14 protein-coding genes are annotated in these 16,289 nt (G+C 53.5%); 4 read left to right on the forward strand and 10 right to left on the reverse strand.

All coding sequences use genetic code 11. The features are described 5' to 3' along the window. Window positions 1-13 precede the first annotated feature (13 nt). From NZM04_02165 to pyrH, 3 genes are read right to left on the reverse strand one after another with little or no spacing between them, the layout of a single operon-like run. Window positions 14-1,261, reverse strand: a complete 1,248-nt coding sequence (locus NZM04_02165; protein ID MCS7062848.1) for a type II secretion system F family protein — start codon at window positions 1,259-1,261, stop codon at window positions 14-16. A 34-nt stretch (window positions 1,262-1,295) separates the two neighbouring features. After that, entirely contained in the window at window positions 1,296-2,999 is a 1,704-nt protein-coding gene (locus NZM04_02170) for a GspE/PulE family protein (protein ID MCS7062849.1), read from the reverse strand. 44 nt (window positions 3,000-3,043) lie between these two features. Then, a complete protein-coding gene (gene pyrH, locus NZM04_02175; protein ID MCS7062850.1) occupies window positions 3,044-3,889 on the reverse strand; it encodes a UMP kinase in 846 nt (281 codons plus the stop codon). Here pyrH and argF point away from each other — a divergent pair. From argF to NZM04_02190, 3 genes are all read left to right on the forward strand, one after another. Further along, window positions 3,881-4,771, forward strand: a complete 891-nt coding sequence (gene argF / locus NZM04_02180) for an ornithine carbamoyltransferase (protein ID MCS7062851.1) — start codon at window positions 3,881-3,883, stop codon at window positions 4,769-4,771. The two genes, pyrH and argF, sit on opposite strands and share 9 nt — an antisense overlap. Before the next feature lie 155 nt (window positions 4,772-4,926). Next, complete coding sequence (locus NZM04_02185; protein ID MCS7062852.1) at window positions 4,927-5,616, forward strand: hypothetical protein; 690 nt, start codon at window positions 4,927-4,929, stop codon at window positions 5,614-5,616. Then, entirely contained in the window at window positions 5,594-6,574 is a 981-nt protein-coding gene (locus NZM04_02190) for a glycosyltransferase family 9 protein (protein MCS7062853.1), read from the forward strand. The genes NZM04_02185 and NZM04_02190 overlap by 23 nt, the downstream gene beginning before the upstream one ends. Here the strand turns inward: NZM04_02190 and NZM04_02195 are convergent. The 7 genes from NZM04_02195 to plsY form a co-directional block, all read right to left on the reverse strand. Beyond that, window positions 6,568-8,310: an alpha/beta hydrolase-fold protein gene (locus tag NZM04_02195; protein ID MCS7062854.1), complete on the reverse strand. Its 1,743-nt coding sequence runs from the start codon at window positions 8,308-8,310 to the stop codon at window positions 6,568-6,570. The genes NZM04_02190 and NZM04_02195 overlap by 7 nt on opposite strands. A gap of 87 nt (window positions 8,311-8,397) precedes the next feature. Beyond that, window positions 8,398-9,165 carry a succinate dehydrogenase/fumarate reductase iron-sulfur subunit gene (locus NZM04_02200; protein ID MCS7062855.1) on the reverse strand — a complete coding sequence of 256 codons (768 nt, stop codon included), beginning with the start codon at window positions 9,163-9,165 and terminating at the stop codon, window positions 8,398-8,400. A gap of 19 nt (window positions 9,166-9,184) precedes the next feature. Continuing rightward, window positions 9,185-11,107 (reverse strand): fumarate reductase/succinate dehydrogenase flavoprotein subunit, encoded by a 1,923-nt coding sequence (locus NZM04_02205; protein ID MCS7062856.1) that lies wholly within the window; start codon window positions 11,105-11,107, stop codon window positions 9,185-9,187. A 36-nt stretch (window positions 11,108-11,143) separates the two neighbouring features. After that, the gene (locus tag NZM04_02210) at window positions 11,144-11,812 is read right to left on the reverse strand and encodes a succinate dehydrogenase cytochrome b subunit (protein MCS7062857.1); all 669 of its coding nucleotides are present in this window, start codon (window positions 11,810-11,812) and stop codon (window positions 11,144-11,146) included. A gap of 119 nt (window positions 11,813-11,931) precedes the next feature. Beyond that, window positions 11,932-12,246, reverse strand: a complete 315-nt coding sequence (locus NZM04_02215; protein MCS7062858.1) for a hypothetical protein — start codon at window positions 12,244-12,246, stop codon at window positions 11,932-11,934. Between the two features lie 126 nt (window positions 12,247-12,372). After that, window positions 12,373-13,269, reverse strand: coding sequence for an NAD(P)-dependent glycerol-3-phosphate dehydrogenase (locus tag NZM04_02220; protein ID MCS7062859.1), 897 nt, complete (start codon window positions 13,267-13,269; stop codon window positions 12,373-12,375). Then, entirely contained in the window at window positions 13,266-13,919 is a 654-nt protein-coding gene (gene plsY, locus NZM04_02225) for a glycerol-3-phosphate 1-O-acyltransferase PlsY (protein MCS7062860.1), read from the reverse strand. The genes NZM04_02220 and plsY overlap by 4 nt, the downstream gene beginning before the upstream one ends. 82 nt (window positions 13,920-14,001) lie before the next feature. Between plsY and priA the strand changes: the two genes are divergently transcribed. After that, the gene (gene priA / locus NZM04_02230) at window positions 14,002-16,278 is read left to right on the forward strand and encodes a primosomal protein N' (GenBank protein ID MCS7062861.1); all 2,277 of its coding nucleotides are present in this window, start codon (window positions 14,002-14,004) and stop codon (window positions 16,276-16,278) included. The last annotated feature ends 11 nt before the right edge of the window (window positions 16,279-16,289 follow it).

Here is a 16,289-nt window from a genome sequence, read left to right on the forward strand (position 1 = left end):
GCCCCAGTGTTCATTACCGTGTTCTAAATCCTGATACCGATTGAAGTATACCTGCGATGATCGAATAGCACACCGCGCCGACAACTAGAGCTAACACTATCAGAATGATCGGTTGAATTAACGCCGTCATACGCTGAACTTGTGTGTTAAGTTCTTTATCATAGCGTCTCGACACACGTTCCAAAGCTAAGGCCAACTCACCCGTTTGTTCACCGACGACTACCATATCAATTAACGCCGGTGGGAATTTCTGCGTCTTCCGCAAGGCACTGGAAAAAACCGCACCATCGGCAATATAGTCAGCAACACGTCTCAGTAATGCCTTCAGATATTCATTAGGAATTGCATCGGCCATAAGGCGCACTGCATTCAACAGGGGAACACCGTTGCCGACCAGCGTCGCACATGTTTGCGTCAGCTCAGCATAGAAACGGGCGTAGAGCACTTTGCCGATAAGCGGGATTTGAAGTTGAGCATGATGCCACCATGTCTTCCCTTGAGGGGTGCGAATATAAGCTAATGCTCCGACAATTGAGCCAACTGCCAGGAGCGCTAACCACCAGCCGTTAGCAGAGAGGAATTGACTGAAGTTAATCAAAAGTTGAGTTGCAAGAGGCAGTTTCTGACCTGTCTTGCTGAAAAGCGAGGTAAGTTGGGGAACGAGGACCGTCATAAATATGCCGATCAGTAAAATACCGGCCATAGTGATAAACGCCGGATAAATCAAGGCTTGCGTCACGCGTGCTCGCATATCGTCCATAAGATTCAAATAGGTTACTTGCCGAGCCAAAATCTGCCCTAGGGCACCAGAAACCTCTCCCGCAGCAACCAAATTGCAGTAAAGTTCACCAAAAGAAGGGCTCACTGATCGAAGCGCACTCGAGAAAGAAGCCCCGTCTCTCACACGCTGCCGTAGCGCTGCCACTACATGTTTCAAATTTGACAGTTCTTGACGCCCCTCCATTACGCGAAGCGCTGGCTCGAGTTGCAGACCTGCTTGAAGCATATCGCTTAACTCTTCTGTGAAACGGATAATCTGACCTTGTGTAAGATTGATAGGACCTGAAGGGACTGCGTTGCTTGTTTTTGCTGCCGTATGCGACGTCGAAGCGACACGACTGCCTGTTTTTTCTTGAATTCGTATCGGTTGCAGTTTCTGTCGATCAAGAATGCGTAAGGCATCCGTTCGACTCTTTGCTTCTAATTCCCCTTGAGTGCGAGTTCCATCGGGCTGGAGAGCCTGGTAACTATAAATTGCCATAAATTGTTACGGTGTTAGTTGATACCGTCTGTCGTCAGATTCCTTCCTCTGAACGATCCGCTATAGTTACCCTTAGGACTTCTTCAATGGTGGTTTCGCCTGCTATGACCTTGCGGAACCCATATTCGCGTAAGGTAATCATTCCTTCTTCTAGCGCAGCTGGACGTAGGAGGTTGGCGGGTTTGCGTTGGGTTATCATGTCTTGGAGCCGCTGCGTTAAAAGACAGACTTCGTAAATCGCCAGTCGCCCTTGATAACCCGTGTGGCGACACTCATCACATCCTACAGCACGATAAATCTTATCAGCATGTTCAAGAGGAAAACCTATAGATTCAAGATAGGGCTGGGAATAATAATCCCCAGCGGGAGTTTTACAATGCAGGCATAGCCTTCGCACAAGACGTTGGGCTATAAAAGCACGCACAGCTGAAGCCACTAAAAAAGGCTCGATCCCCATATCGATTAATCGCGTAATGCCTCCCACTGCATCATTAGTATGTAGCGTCGAAAACACTAAGTGCCCCGTCAGAGCCGCTCGGATTGCTATTTCTGCCGTCTCTAAATCCCGCATTTCCCCGATCATTACCACATTTGGATCGCCACGAAGAATGCTGCGCAAGCCTTTGGCAAATGTCAGGTCAATCTCCGGCTTGACAGCGATTTGCACGACTCCAGGCAACTTATGCTCTACCGGGTCTTCGATCGTTACGATCCGTCGTTCTGTTGTATTCAATGTTGTCAGGAAAGTATAAAGAGTCGTGGATTTACCGCTGCCAGTAGGACCTGTGATTAGAATGATACCATTTGGCAATGCCAGTAAATCGCGGCACATTTTTTCAACCTGAGGCTCCATCTGCAGACGCAAGAAATCAAAACGCTCTTGTCCCAAAAGACGCAAACTGACGCTCTCCCCTACCACGCTTGGAATCGTCGCCACACGCACGTCGATCGGTTTACCATCCAACTCCAGATTGATCCGACCATCCTGCGGAAGTCGCCGCTCGGCGATATCTAAATGCGCCATAATTTTCAGGCGAGAAATAAGCGATGACTGCAGCCGCTTAATCTGCGGAGGCACTGGCACTTCAGTCAGCATGCCATCTACGCGATAACGGATTCGAAGATCGTTCTCAATCGGCTCAATGTGCACATCCGTTGCCCCCTGATGTAAGGCTTCCCGAAAAATCTGATTCACAAAGCGCACAACTGCAGCCTCGTCTGAATCATCTGCGTCCAAGACGTTCGTCTCTTGCTTCACCTCTAAAAATACGTCTTCATCACTGTTCTCAAGGATATCATCGAAATTTTCAGCACCGACCCCGTAGCCTTGCCGTAATCCGTTAAGGATATTTCGACGCGTGCTCATGAACCACACTACGGGAGTGTCTAGTAGTTGATTCACCTGCTGTCGCGCTATGTAATCAAACGGATCATACGTCAAAATTCCGATCTGCCCCTCCCCAATTTCAACCGGGCATAGATGATGCCGCAACACCACCCTTGCAGGAAACTTTTCTCGAAGCGGCGCGGCGACCGAATCGACGTTCTGCTCATACCAAGGAATCCCCGTCAGTGTGCTCAAGCCCGACAAGAACTTCTTCTCATCGAGATTTTCAAGCTCCAACAATGCCCGAACAATAGACTGTTGCTGCTGAGCTGCGTCAAGCATTGTGTTGCGATTCTTCTCGGCGTCCGTCGCACCAGCTATCTCACACAGTTCGAGAATCTTATCGTGCATGATGCTATTTTAACCGAAACCACAACTGAAACAAGAGCCGGCGCTCATTCGCCGTCTATCACCAAAGTGCCAACATTTTTACCCATTACCACATCACGCAGATTGCCTTTTTTGAAAACGTCAAAAACAATAATCGGCACCTTGTTATCCATACAAAGCGAAAAGGCTGTAGAGTCCATAATCTTCAACCGCGCGCGCAAAGCCTCTTGAAATGTGATCCGCTCGTAGCGCTTCGCCTCCGGGTGCTTTTTGGGATCTGCGTTGTAAATACCGTCCACCTTCGTCGCTTTCAAAATTACCTCTGCTCCGATTTCACTCGCTCGCAGAGCGGCTGTAGTATCCGTAGAAAAATAAGGATTACCTGTGCCTGCTACGAAAATCACCGCGCGCCCTTTTTCAAGATGACGTATCGCGCGCCGAAGAATAAACGGCTCAGCGACATTTTTCACCTCAATCGCCGTCTGCACACGGGTAACCACTCCGATGTGTTCAAGCGTCGCCTGTAAGGCCAAGCCATTTATAATTGTGGCCAACATACCCATGTAATCTGCCGTTGTGCGATCCATCCCTCGACTACTGGCTGTGAGGCCACGCCATATGTTGCCTCCACCGATTACAATTGCCACCTGCACCCCTAGCTCATGAATTTCGCGAATTTGTTCAGCGATATCGAGCGCGACTCTTTGATCGATTACGTCTTCTTTTCCGGCGAGAATTTCACCACTGAGTTTGAGAAGGATTCTCGAATATTTCGCGGTTCGCGTTGTTTTCGCCGTCACACCTTCATCTTCAGAAAAAAACAGACTCAAATCAACGCGAAAAATCATTCCACGCTGAAATTCCATTTCGTTTTCAAATAAATTGGCTACGCTTGTAGCCCCATGCGTCATTTACTTTCCATACGCGATCTCAGGCGCGAAGACGTTCGTGAAATTTTCGCGTTTAGCCGGGAATTCAAAGCCGCCCGAGGCAGTGCCCACCTCCCGCATCCTCTATCTGGCGAAATTTGGGCGCTTGTTTTTTCTAAACCCTCTACGCGCACGCGCGTCTCCTTTGAGGTCGCCATCCGTGAGCTTGGCGGACAATCCTTATTCTTAAGCGCTCAGGAAATTCAACTCGGTCGTGGTGAGCCCATCGAAGACACCGCACGCGTGCTCGGACGCATGATTTTCGGCACAGTGATCCGCACTTACGATCATCGAGACGTCGAGATCTTTTCTAAATATAGCAACCGCCCTACCATCAACGCACTCACTGATCAAGAGCATCCGTGTCAGATTCTAGCCGATATCTTCACATTCGAAGAGAAACGCGGATCTATCCAAGGCCGTCGTGTAGCCTTCATCGGTGATGCCGCCTGCAATGTCGCAATCTCATGGGCACATGCAGCCGCACTGCTTGACTTTGAGCTCTGCTTCGCTGCCCCGCAAGGCTATGCTTGCCCGATTCAAAATCCCCACGTTCGCAATACAACTGACCCTTATGAAGCTGCCGCAGGAGCTGATCTGCTCTACACAGACGTCTGGGTCTCCATGGGCATGGAAGCCGAGACCGAAAAACGCCTACGAGACTTTCAAGGTTATCAAATCAATCACGACCTCCTTCGAGTCGCCGCTCCACAGGCGCTTGTCCAACACTGCCTTCCGGCCTACCGAGGCAAAGAGATCAGCGCAGAGCTCTTAGATGAAAAAGCCCTCGATATTTTTGATGAAGCCGAAAATCGCCTGCACGTTCAAAAAGGCATTTTAGCTTGGATCAAGCAATCGTGCTGATGTCTTACCCTTCTACATTTTTCCTTAGGCTAATAAAGCTCCTCTACCCTCTGCTGGGCTTACTCCTGTGGTGCTTTGTGAAATCCTCATGCGAGACCTCTTTGCATCAGACTCAGCGCAACTCTTCGTTCACGCCAAATTTTTTCTCTCCATCTATGACGCGTTCACTTGGCCAAACCTCCGCCTGGGCTATTTTGAGCGGGATGAAATCGCTTGTAGCCAATCTGACTTGGCTTGAAGTCACCTCCGCCTGGGAAAAACGCGATTGGTTTCTGCTGAAACAAAAAGTCTCTCTGGCTACTTTGCTCGATCCGCAGTTTGAAATGTTTTGGGAGATGGGTGCATGGCATCTCGCTTGGAATGCTGCTTATGATGCGGAACGACGGGCCAAAGAGCAAGCTAGCCCGCGTGCCGAGTCGCTGGCTCGTCACTGGATACGGGAAGGAGAGGCCCTTCTCCGCCAGGGGATAGCTGTGCTGCCTCAAAGTTACCGCCTGCATTACGCGCTAGCTTCTTTGTTGCACCATCGCCTTGAAGATTATGCAGGCGCTGCTGAGGCTTATCTTGCGGCTTCTCAACAGCCTGGCGCCTTGCCGTTTCTGGAGCGTTTTGCGGGTTACATGATGGAAAAATCGGGGCAACTTACGCGCGCTTACGAGCATTATTGTGCCATCCGACAGAAGGCTTTTCTTAAAAATGAGCCGCAGAGTCACTGGGAGAAAATTGATCAACGCATTGCGGCACTTGAGGCGCAATTAAATATTCCGACAGCCGCACGTTGCTCACAACGTTTCCAACCGCAAGTTAGCATTCCATCGCCTCATGGACAAAATACTCGTCATTAAGCCCAGCTCGCTCGGCGATATCGTGCAGGCGATGCCCGTGGCTGCGGCCTTAAAAAAACAATATCCGCGATGTCGCATTGATTGGTTTGTGTTCCATCCCTACCGCGATCTTTTTCGTGAGCATCATTATGTGGATCGAGTTTGGTTTTCGCCTCCGCGAGGCTGGTGGTCACCTCTGCAGTGGGGTGATGCCATGAAGCTTTTTTCGCGCTGGAAAGCGGAGCGTTACGACTGCGCAGTGGATCTGCAGGGGCTATTTCGCAGCGGTGTGTTGACGGCTTTCTCGGGCGCTCGGCGACGTGTGGGGCTCAGTGGGAGTCGGGAGGGCGCGAGTTGGTTCTATGGCGAGATTCACACGACTCGAGCGATCCATGCGGCGAAGCGTTATCTCGAAGCTGCTTCCTATCTCGGAGTAAAAGATGCCGATCCCTTTGATTTTGGGTTGGCTGCGGCTCCACCGGTTGCGCAGTTGGCGAGCGAAAATAAGCCGTATGTCGTGATCCATCCTTTTGCACGCTGGGCGACGAAGTTGTGGCCGTGGGCTTACTATGAGCGAGTCATCCACAACTTTCCTGATGCGCGGTTTGTGGTTGTCGGTCGCGGGGATTTGGAGAAGCGACTGCCTCCGAATGCTGTGGATATGAGGAAGGAAAGCTCTTTGTGGTCGTTAATGTGCATTTTGAGAAATGCCGCTGCGGTGATCAGCTCGGATAGCGGGCCTGCCCATCTGGCAGCCGCTTATGGTGTGCCGACGCTGGTGTTATTTGGCCCGACGGATCCTTCGCGAACTGCTCCTGTGGGGCGAAAAGTGGAGTTGTTTAAAGCGGAGGGGGTGTCGTGTTCTCCTTGTCTGCGCCGCAAGTGTCGGAATGAAGAACCGCTTTTGTGCATGACGTCGATTACGCCTGATCGACTAATTGTGCGGCTGCGGGAGGTTATTCGATCTTGGGCTTATTGAGAGCTTGGCCAGTCTTTTACGCGGATGCGATAGAATCCGCGCGGTCCGCTGGGTGGAGCAGGATCTGTGAGCGTGGAGCTTGACCACGGCAGTGGCTCGGCTTGAGGGGTCTCAGCAATAGTCGTCCAGGAGCCTGGGGTGAGATCAAGCGAGCGCTGTAGTTCATAGACAAATCCAGCTAAAGTCGGAAAGGTAAGACTGGCTGTGGATCCGAGTTGGAATTGGCTTACAGCAAAGGGATGATGTTTTTGTGCTAGGTAGTTTGGCTCATCCCACAGGTTGAAGAGGTAGGGAAGCGCAGCGGGCATTTGGGCTGCCCAAGTGGCTTCGTTGTGGCCAGCCCCGCAGCCGATCGCCATTTTGAGGTCTTCGTTTACGACGAACCCCTTTGCGAGGAAGCGTGCGTGCATGGCCCAGGCGGGATTCCACATGCTGGAGTCGCTTTCATTGGTGCCCCATGCGGTGTAAATTCTGCGAATGCCGGCGGGTCGCGGATTGTTATTGACGTAATTTACAAAGTTTGGGGCAGCCCAGTAGGATGGCGATAGAGGGCCGAGGAGGGAGAAGGTGGCGGAGTGGTGCCATCCGATGTAGGTGGTGATGAGGCCACCGAGCGATGAACCCATGAGCCCGGTGTGGCGGTTGTCGGGGAGTGTGCGGTAGGTGGCGTCGATGTAGGGTTTGACGTTTTGGATGAGGTATTGGGCGTAGGCGGCTCCTTTGCCTGCGGGGTTGCCGCTTATGGTGTCGCCCGTGGGGACGTATTCGGACATGCGATCGGATGTGTTGTTGATTGCGACGATGATGGTCTCGCGCATGCGGCCTTGCCGCATTAGGCGGCCGGCTGTTATGTCTACGTCCCAAGAGCCGAAAACGCCGCCTGGGTGAAAGACGTTTTGTCCGTCGTGTAAATAGAGGACGGGGTAGCGACGCCAGGTGTTTTCATTGTAGCCGCGAGGAAGGAGGACACGGATTGCGCGACTGAGGATGTTGGGGATCGTGGAGGTGATGGTGATTGTGCCGCTGATGCTTTGCGGGGAGACGGAGGGTGGGGGGAAATAGTTAAAGACTTGACCGTCTTGAACGAAGAAAGCGTCGAGCTCGGTGTAGTAGTCGCCGCCAGCTCCTACGCCTTCACCGGTAGGAGGTTTATCGAAAACGCCTTGGCCGTTGTGGAAGACGAATTGAATGGGAGCTCCTTCTTCACCGATGCCATCGATGCGGTGGAGGAATTCTCCGGGGGAACGGCCGGGGCCGATTTTTTGGAGCTGGGCGTTTTGCCATGGGCCGCCGTTTGAGGAGTAGAGGATGTAGGCTGGATCAAAGCCGCTGTGGTAGAAAATAATTTTGCCTTTGTAGTGCGGTGGAGGGATGGAGGGGACGTTTAGGGTCTGGAGCGGGGTGATGTCGCTGGCGTTGGAGTTTTGGCAGTGGGTGGAGGATGAGCCGCTGCGGGAGATGAATTTGTATTGTATGTTGGCGCCAGCTTCGACGGCGATCTGGCCTGTCCAGATGTTTCCGGGAGTCCAGCGCAGACGGATGGCACGGACGGGGTCGTTGGCGCCGAGGTCGGGGTGATTTCCGAGGACGTAAAGAAAGTTGCCCAGGCCGACATCGACGGTGTGTGAGAAAGTCAGGGTTTGTTTTTGAACCGACTTCGGAAAGGCCGTAAATGGTAGATTCGCGAGGTGAAGAATGACTAAGATAGCCGCCAACTTGGGATAGAGCGAGGACATGCGAGTTTTTGTTGTATTTACAACTAATAGTGGCGGAGGAAAAAGGGTTGTCAATTCTCGCTGCTCTCTGGGACGTGCGGGGCGAGCCTATTGAAACCAGGTGGGGTGGAGAGCTTGAGAGATCTGGGCAAGAAGATGATCGCGATTGAAGCGGGAGATGTATTCGGTGGAGATGCCTTTTGGGCAGACGGCTTCGCAGGCGGTGGTGTTGGAGCATGCGCCGAAGCCTGCAGCGTCGTGAGCTTGGAGCATAGCGAGGACGCGGCGGTGTTTCTCGGGTTTGCCTTGGGGAAGGATATTGAGATGAGTTGCCTTGGCGGCGAGGAAGAGCATGGCGGAGCCGTTTTTGCAAGCGGCGACACAGGCGCCACAGCCGATGCAGGCTGCGGCGTCGAAGGCGAGGTCGGCGACGGGTTTGGGGATTGGAATGGCGTTGGCATCAGGGGCTGCGCCGACGTTGGCGCTGATGTATCCTCCTGCGGCGATGATGCGGTCGAGTCCGGATCGATCGGTGATGAGGTCTCTTATAACTGGGAAGGCGCGGGCGCGGTAAGGCTCAATGGTGATTGTGTCGCCATCGCGGAATGATCGCATGTAGGTTTGGCAAGTTGTGACGCGATCTTCTGGGCCGTGCGGTTCGCCGTTGATGACGAGGGAACACATGCCGCAGATGCCTTCGCGGCAGTCGTGATCGAAGGCGATAGGTTCTTCGCCTTTTAGAACGAGCTCGTTGTTGACGACATCGAGCATTTCGAGGAAGGACATGTTGGGGTTGACGTTGCGGGCCTGGTAAGTAACGAATCGGCCTTGGGAGTGTCGGTCTTTTTGTCGCCAGACTTTGAGGGTGAAATTCATACGATGATCTCCTTCGGGACTACTTATAGCTTCGGGTGGTCATTTTGACTTCTTCGTAGCGGAGTGGCTCGGTGTGGCGGAGAGGAGGTTTGTCTGGGCCTTGATATTCCCAGACTGCGACGTGTGCGAAGTCTTGGTCGTTGCGGGCGCATTCACCATCGGGCGTCTGATATTCTTCTCTGAAATGGCAACCACAGGATTCTTCGCGGGTGAGAGCGTCGAGGCAGAGGAGCTCACCAAGCTCGAGGAAATCAGCGACGCGGCCTGCTTTTTCGAGGGCTTGGTTGAGGGAGTCGGCGGAGCCGGGGACGTTGACGTTTTGCCAGAATTCTTCACGGATAGCGGGGATTTCGGTGAGGGCTTGGCGGAGGCCAGTGGCGTTTCGTGACATGCCGCAGTAGTTCCACAGGATTTTGCCGAGTGTGCGATGGAAGTCGTCCACCGTGCGGCGTCCTTTGATGTTGAGTAAGCGGCGGATTATTGAGCGAACGTTTTCCTCGGCCTCTTGGAATTCGGGGCGTTCGACGAAAGCTTTCGGAGAGATTGGTTTTTGAGTCGCAAGGAAATTCGAGAGGGTGTAGGGGATGATGAAATAGCCATCAGCGAGGCCTTGCATGAGGGCGGAAGCGCCGAGGCGGTTGGCACCGTGATCGGAGAAGTTGGCTTCGCCGAGGACGAAGAGGCCAGGGATGTTGGACATGAGTTGATAATCAACCCAGAGGCCTCCCATGGTGTAGTGGATGGCGGGGTAGATACGCATGGGGACTTTGTAGGCATCTTCGCCCGTGATTTCGCGATACATGTCGAAGAGATTGCCGTAACGTTGGCGGATAACGTTTTCTCCAAGCCGACGGATGGCGTCGGAGAAGTCGAGGTAGACTCCGAGTCCGCCCGGGCCTACGCCGCGGCCTTCATCGCAGACGCGCTTAGCGGCGCGGGAGGCGATGTCGCGTGGGGCGAGGTTGCCATAGGACGGATAGAGGCGCTCGAGGTAGTAGTCGCGGCGCTCTTCGGGAATCTCGAGGGGATTTTTGCCGCAATCTTCTTTGTAGAGGGGGACCCAGCATCGGCCGTCGTTGCGAAGCGACTCCGACATGAGCGTGAGCTTGGATTGATAGTCGCCCGAGACGGGGATGCAGGTGGGATGGATCTGTGTGAAACAGGGGTTGGCGAAGACTGCGCCGCGCTTATAAGCGCGCCAGATGGCTGTGGCGTTCGAGCCGCGAGCATAGGTGGAGAGGTTGAATACGTTACCGTAGCCGCCTGTGGCGAGGAGGACAGCGTCGGCGGCGTGGCGGGTGATTTGTCCCGTAACGAGATCGCGAGTAATGATGCCTTTTGCATAACCATCGACGACGACAAGATCGAGCATCTCAGTGCGCGGGAAAAGACGCGCTTGACCGCTAGCGACTTGGCGCATGAGGGCTTGGTAGGCGCCAAGGAGGAGCTGCTGGCCAGTCTGGCCGCGTGCGTAGAAGGTGCGGGAGACTTGCGCGCCGCCGAAGGAGCGGTTGTCGAGGAGACCGGAATACTCTCGGGCAAAAGGCACCCCTTGCGCGACACATTGGTCGATGATGTTGACGGAGACTTCGGCTAAGCGATAGACGTTGGCTTCGCGTGCGCGAAAGTCGCCGCCTTTGATTGTGTCGTAGAAAAGGCGATAGACGGAGTCGCCATCGTTGCGGTAGTTTTTAGCAGCATTTATTCCACCCTGAGCAGCTATGGAATGAGCCCGGCGTGGGCTGTCTTGGAAACAAAATACCGTGACGTTATATCCGAGCTCGCCGAGGGAAGCTGCTGCGGAAGCACCCGCCAAGCCTGTGCCGACGATGATCACGTGATATTTACGCTTATTGGTTGGATTGACGAGGCGGGCATCTCGCTTAAAACGAGACCACTTCTCGGAAAGTGGACCGCTGGGGATGGAAGCCTCGAGTTTCATATGGAGACGGAGTTAGAGATGGCGTTTATCATAAAATCATTTTACCCAACCTATCCACACGCTGACCGGCACCGACACGAATCCCAGAAACAGGACGGCTGCGACCATGTAACCAATAGCCGAGCCGATGATGAAAATGCGTTTTGAAGCAAATCCCACTGTGCGAAAGATGCTCCCTATCCCGTGCGAGAGATGCAATGCTAAAAGCGCCATTGATAAAATATAAAAACTCGCAATTAAAGGCTGACTAAATCCCGCAACCATCATTCCGTAAACATCGTGCCGGCCTTGACTATCCAGCGCATGATATTCCGGATGAAAAGCCATCACCGTAAAATGCAAAATGTGATAAACGATAAATGCCAAAAGAACGATCCCCGATAAGGCCATCGTGCGAGAGGCTATTGAGGCCGAAAGAGGGTCTCTTACTGAATACCGAGAACCTGCGGCAGCACGGTTGATGCGGATCAGGGCAATGGCAGCACTGACGTGCAATACAGCAGCCGCTAGTAAAGCCAGCCTAAAGCCCCACAGCAGGGCTGCGTTCGACTTTAGAAGCCGCGCGTATTCATTAATCGCATCACGGCCTAGGAAAATCTGCAAATTCCCCAACATATGGGCGATGACAAAGCCCACGAGAAAGAGGCCAGATAATGCCATGATCCATTTTAAGGTGACGGTGTTGAGCCAGCGGTTGAACGGCATAGGCGACGTTAAAAACTTATAGTTTGCCCATCGAGGTTGCAAAGCCTGCTGAGGAAGTTGCGGTGGATATTAAACCAGTAAATCAGGCTATAAGCTCGGCTTATAGGCTAGCTGCCCTCTCATTCGGAAACATTCAACACGGAGTTTAGGGTAAAGGCGCTGAGTTTTTTTGGAGATGTCATGGACAAAGAAAGCGAAGAGAAGGTGCTCATCGTTAGAAGGAGTAAAGCGCGGGCGGGCGGCGTTTTGTGCTGATGGCCGAAAAGGACGACTGGCGAGACGCGAAGGAAGGCGGCAGGGCACCGTGTTTCCTGCTGCGGCTTGAAGTGTGGAATGCGGAGGCAGGCGATGGTGCAACCTCGCTTTTTGGGGATAACCCAAGCTGTGAGGCGCTGGTGCTTCTCACCGCAGTCCAAAGTTTTGCCGTAGTCCATATTTTGGAGTGCGACGCAAAACGAATGTGCTGCGCTGCTATGAGATAAAGCGGGAGCGCGCTTGCGCTTGTTCCTGCTGTCCGTAGCGGCGGGGCGTTGTCGCTTCGCGCTGCACTTCAAAAATGGTTAGTTTTCTACTGATGGGATGCGGTCGAGGAGATCTTCGACGGCTTTTTGAACTGGTTTGTTTTCGTAGAGCATGGCGTAGATTTCGTTGGCGATGGGTTTTTCGCAGTTGGTTAGACGGGGATCGTTGTAGATGGCGCGGGCTGTGGTAACTCCTTCTGCGACGCCGCCCAAGGATTGCAGGATTTCAGGGAGGGGTTTTCCTTGGACGAGGAGTTCACCGACGCGAGCGTTGCGGCTGTGGCGGCTGGTGGCCGTGAGGAAGAGGTCACCGATGCCGCTGAGGCCTCGGAAGGTGTCGAGTTGTCCACCTAGGATGAGGCCGATGCGGGTCATTTCAGCAGAGCTACGGGTGAGTAGGGCGGCGAGGGCGTTTTCTCCGAGGCCGAGTCCGCGGCAGACACCGCCTGCTATGGCGTAAATGTTTTTGAGAGCGCCGCCGAGCTCGACGCCGATGATGTCGGGGCAACGATAGATGCGAAAGAGCGGTTGATGGAGAAGTGTCTGCCAGAATATTGCAGTAGGGGTGTCTTCTGCGGCTAAGGTGGAGGCGGCTGGTAGTCCTTGGGTAATTTCGTGGGCGAGGTTGGGACCGCTGAGGACGGCAAGGGGGAGGCTATCGGGCCATGTTTCTCGGATGATTTGGGTGACGCGTTTTCCGGTGCCTATTTCAATGCCTTTGCTGAGGGAGCAAATCGGGGTGTGCGGTGGGGGGAGTTGATTGATTGTGTGGCGTATGTGTTGGACGGGGATTGCGATCATGAGCCCGTCTTGGTCTGGCCAGGGAGAGAGGTCGTCGTGGTGGCGGAGGTGGACGGTGTGTCCGTTATTTTGGAGTAGGCGTGAGAGGGTGCGTCCCCAAGCTCCAGCACCGAGGACGGTGATGGTTTTTTTCACGATGGTTTTTCGGGGCCAGAGGTGAGTGGTTTTTCCTCGCCTGCCCAGAGTCGGGAAATGTTGCTTTTGTGGCGCAGTAGACCGAGGCTGCCTGCAACAAGGCTGAAAAAGAGTAAGATGGGTTCGTTTCGATAGGTGAAAAAAGTGGAAAGTGGCAGGGCTATGCAGGCGAGGATAGAGCCTACTGAGACGATTCGTGTGATTGCAAAGCCGATGAGCCAGCAGCTGAATGCTGCGAGGAAACTCCATGGCATGAGGGCGACTAGGATGCCTGCTGAAGTCGCTATGCCTTTTCCACCTTTGAAGTCGAGCCAGATTGGGTGGTTGTGGCCGAGGATTAGAGCTATGGCGGCGATGACTGCTAGGGTGTGGTCGTTTATTTCGGCTTCGCGGTTCCAAAAGGTGAGTAGGAGAAGGATGGGGAGGTAACCTTTGAGAAAATCTAGGATGAAAACGAGGATGCCCCATTTTTTGCCCATGACGCGCCAGACGTTGGTGGCTCCGATGTTTTTGCTGCCGTGGAGGCGGATGTCTATTTTCCAGAGTTTGGCGATGAGGAAGCCGAAGGGGATCGAGCCGATGAGGTAGGCTCCGATGAAAATGAAGCTGGTGAAGAAGAGGAGGAACGGGTTTTGAAGGGGGCCTTCCATGTATGGGAGAGTTTATTTTTTATCTTGTTTTCGCCAATCATTTTATTTGTAGGATGGGTGTAGTCGTGAGGGAAGAGGGTTAATGAAAGAGACGGATTTGTTTGTAGGGTGGGAGGAGGATGATGAGAGGCCGCGGATGGGCGAGCGGGGAGGGATGGGGCGGATTGCTCGTGTGGTGCCTGAATCGCACGTGGATGGGGTTTTTGATTACCTTGTGCCGGAGCGGTGGCGGGGCGAGCTTACGATTGGGGCGAAAGTGCGTGTGAGTCTTGGACGACGGATGGTGTGTGGGTATATTGTGGATTGGGCGGAGGAAGGTGCTTGTGGAAGACGCGAAGGATTAAAGGAGATTTCTGGGATAGCGGATTCTGTTTATCATCTGCCGGCAGTGCTGGTGGAGATGGCTCAGTGGATTGCGGAATATTACTGTGCACCATTGGGAGCGGTGATGCGGTGTGTATTGCCTCAGGTTGTGGCGAACGAGAGAGGGCCGTTGTTGCGGTTGCGCGTGGAACTGGTGCGGTGCTGGGATGCGGAGGCAGTGGAAAGAGAGGGGGCTTTACGTTCACCTCAGCAGCGGGCTGCACTCTCATTTTTGAAGGAGCGCGGTGGGGCGGCTTGGATCCATGAGGCTATCGAGCAGAGCGGCGTGCGAAGAGAGGTGTGGCGGAGATTGGAAAAGAAAGGTTGGGTACGAATTTTTGCTGCTGCCAAGGGGCGAGAGACGTGGGGGCAGGTCGAGGGGATTCGAGGTGATGGCGTCGAGCTGAATGCAGAGCAACGAGCTGCGTTGCAGGCTGTGTTTGCGGAGGGGAAGCCTGTGCTTTTATGGGGCGTGACGGGGAGCGGAAAGACGGAGGTGTATTGCGAGGCGATTCGGAGGGTGCTCGAGGCGGGACAAAGCGCGTTAGTGCTTGTGCCTGAGGTGGGATTGACGCCGCAGATCATGGCTAGATTTCAGCAGCGGCTTTGGGAGTGGCGTGAGAGTCTGGCCGTGTGGCATAGTTATATGAGCGATGGGGAACGGTATGATGCTTGGTTGCGCATCAAGCGCGGGATAGCGAGGATAGTGGTCGGTGCGCGATCTGCGATTTTTGCGCCGATGAAAGATTTGGGGTTGATTGTGGTAGATGAGGAGCATGAGCAGAGCTACAAAAACGAGGAGTGTCCGAATTATCATGCAAGGGATTTAGCTGTGTGGAGGGGAAAGCGGGAGAGAGCAAGGGTGGTCTTGGGATCGGCTACCCCATCGCTCGAGTCTTGGTATAACGCACAGCGAGGAAAATATCGTCTTGTTGAGTTAAAGAAGCGCTTCGGCGGCCAGGCGTTGCCTGTAGTGCATGTATTGGATCAAAGAAGGACTAAGGGGGCTTTGATTCATCCGATGCTGAAAACTGCTGTGGAGGAGACTATAAAACGCGGGGAGCAGGTGATATTGTTGTTGAATCGTCGCGGGTATGCGCCGGTTTTACAGTGTGAAGATTGTGGAGAGGTAGTGATGTGCCCGCACTGCAGTGTGGCCTTGAACTATCATCGAGCGAGGGAAAAACTGGTGTGTCATTTGTGCGATCATCAGGAGGAGCGGCCTCCTGCATGCAGAGCTTGTGGAAGCGTGAAGTTGCGACTTGCTGGGGCTGGGACGCAGCGGTTGGAAGAGGCGATTGGGAATCTGTTTCCTGCGGCGAGAATTCGACGTGTGGATGCTGATAGCATGCGTCGTAAAGGAGCATTTCAGCATGCCTTAAGAGCTATGGAGGGCGGTGAGGTAGACATTTTATTGGGAACGCAAATGATTGCAAAGGGGTTGCATTTTCCCCAGGTATCCTGCGTCGGGGTAATACACGCGGACCAAGCGCTTCACATGCCGGATTTCCGAGCCGCTGAGCGTGTGTTTCAATTGATCACACAAGTGGCAGGACGAAGTGGCCGAAGTGATCGCTTAGGGGAAGTCTATGTGCAAACTAACACTCCGTATCATTCTGCGATTCAGTTGGCACGGCATCATGACTATAGGGGATTTGTGGAGGAGGAGCTAGAATTCCGACGTGCATTGAATTATCCGCCGTGGACGAGAGCGGTGTTGATAACATTTAGTGGCCCTGTCGAAGAGAAGACGCGATGGGTTGCAGAGCAGATTAATTTGAGGTTGAGGGAAAGGCTAGTGAAATGCGCCGTTGTGCCAGAGGCTCCTAGCCCAGCTCCAATTCACAAGGTGAAGGATCGATATAGGTATCATATTTTTATCAAGACTCAGCAAGTTAGGCAGACCGCTAGGGAGTTGCGCGATGTGCTGTCGGGTCAGACTTGGCCTGACGGTATACGATGCACTGTGGATGTCGATCCGTATGATTTGTTGTGAATGGAGGCCTA

The organism is Candidatus Methylacidiphilales bacterium (assembly GCA_025056655.1).
In the GTDB taxonomy this organism is placed as follows: Bacteria; Verrucomicrobiota; Verrucomicrobiia; order Methylacidiphilales; family JANWVL01; genus JANWVL01.

Excerpts from the sequence above, each read along its gene's own strand:
- NZM04_02165 (MCS7062848.1), bottom strand. The coding sequence starts at position 1,261 with ATGGCAATTTATAGTTACCAGGCTCTCCAGCCCGATGGAACTCGCACT.
- NZM04_02170 (MCS7062849.1), bottom strand. The coding sequence starts at position 2,999 with ATGCACGATAAGATTCTCGAACTGTGTGAGATAGCTGGTGCGACGGAC.
- argF (MCS7062851.1), top strand. The coding sequence starts at position 3,881 with ATGCGTCATTTACTTTCCATACGCGATCTCAGGCGCGAAGACGTTCGT.
- pyrH (MCS7062850.1), bottom strand. The coding sequence starts at position 3,889 with ATGACGCATGGGGCTACAAGCGTAGCCAATTTATTTGAAAACGAAATG.
- NZM04_02185 (MCS7062852.1), top strand. The coding sequence starts at position 4,927 with ATGACGCGTTCACTTGGCCAAACCTCCGCCTGGGCTATTTTGAGCGGG.
- NZM04_02190 (MCS7062853.1), top strand. The coding sequence starts at position 5,594 with ATGGACAAAATACTCGTCATTAAGCCCAGCTCGCTCGGCGATATCGTG.
- NZM04_02195 (MCS7062854.1), bottom strand. The coding sequence starts at position 8,310 with ATGTCCTCGCTCTATCCCAAGTTGGCGGCTATCTTAGTCATTCTTCAC.
- NZM04_02200 (MCS7062855.1), bottom strand. The coding sequence starts at position 9,165 with ATGAATTTCACCCTCAAAGTCTGGCGACAAAAAGACCGACACTCCCAA.
- NZM04_02205 (MCS7062856.1), bottom strand. The coding sequence starts at position 11,107 with ATGAAACTCGAGGCTTCCATCCCCAGCGGTCCACTTTCCGAGAAGTGG.
- NZM04_02210 (MCS7062857.1), bottom strand. The coding sequence starts at position 11,812 with ATGCCGTTCAACCGCTGGCTCAACACCGTCACCTTAAAATGGATCATG.
- NZM04_02215 (MCS7062858.1), bottom strand. The coding sequence starts at position 12,246 with ATGGACTACGGCAAAACTTTGGACTGCGGTGAGAAGCACCAGCGCCTC.
- plsY (MCS7062860.1), bottom strand. The coding sequence starts at position 13,919 with ATGGAAGGCCCCCTTCAAAACCCGTTCCTCCTCTTCTTCACCAGCTTC.
- priA (MCS7062861.1), top strand. The coding sequence starts at position 14,002 with ATGAAAGAGACGGATTTGTTTGTAGGGTGGGAGGAGGATGATGAGAGG.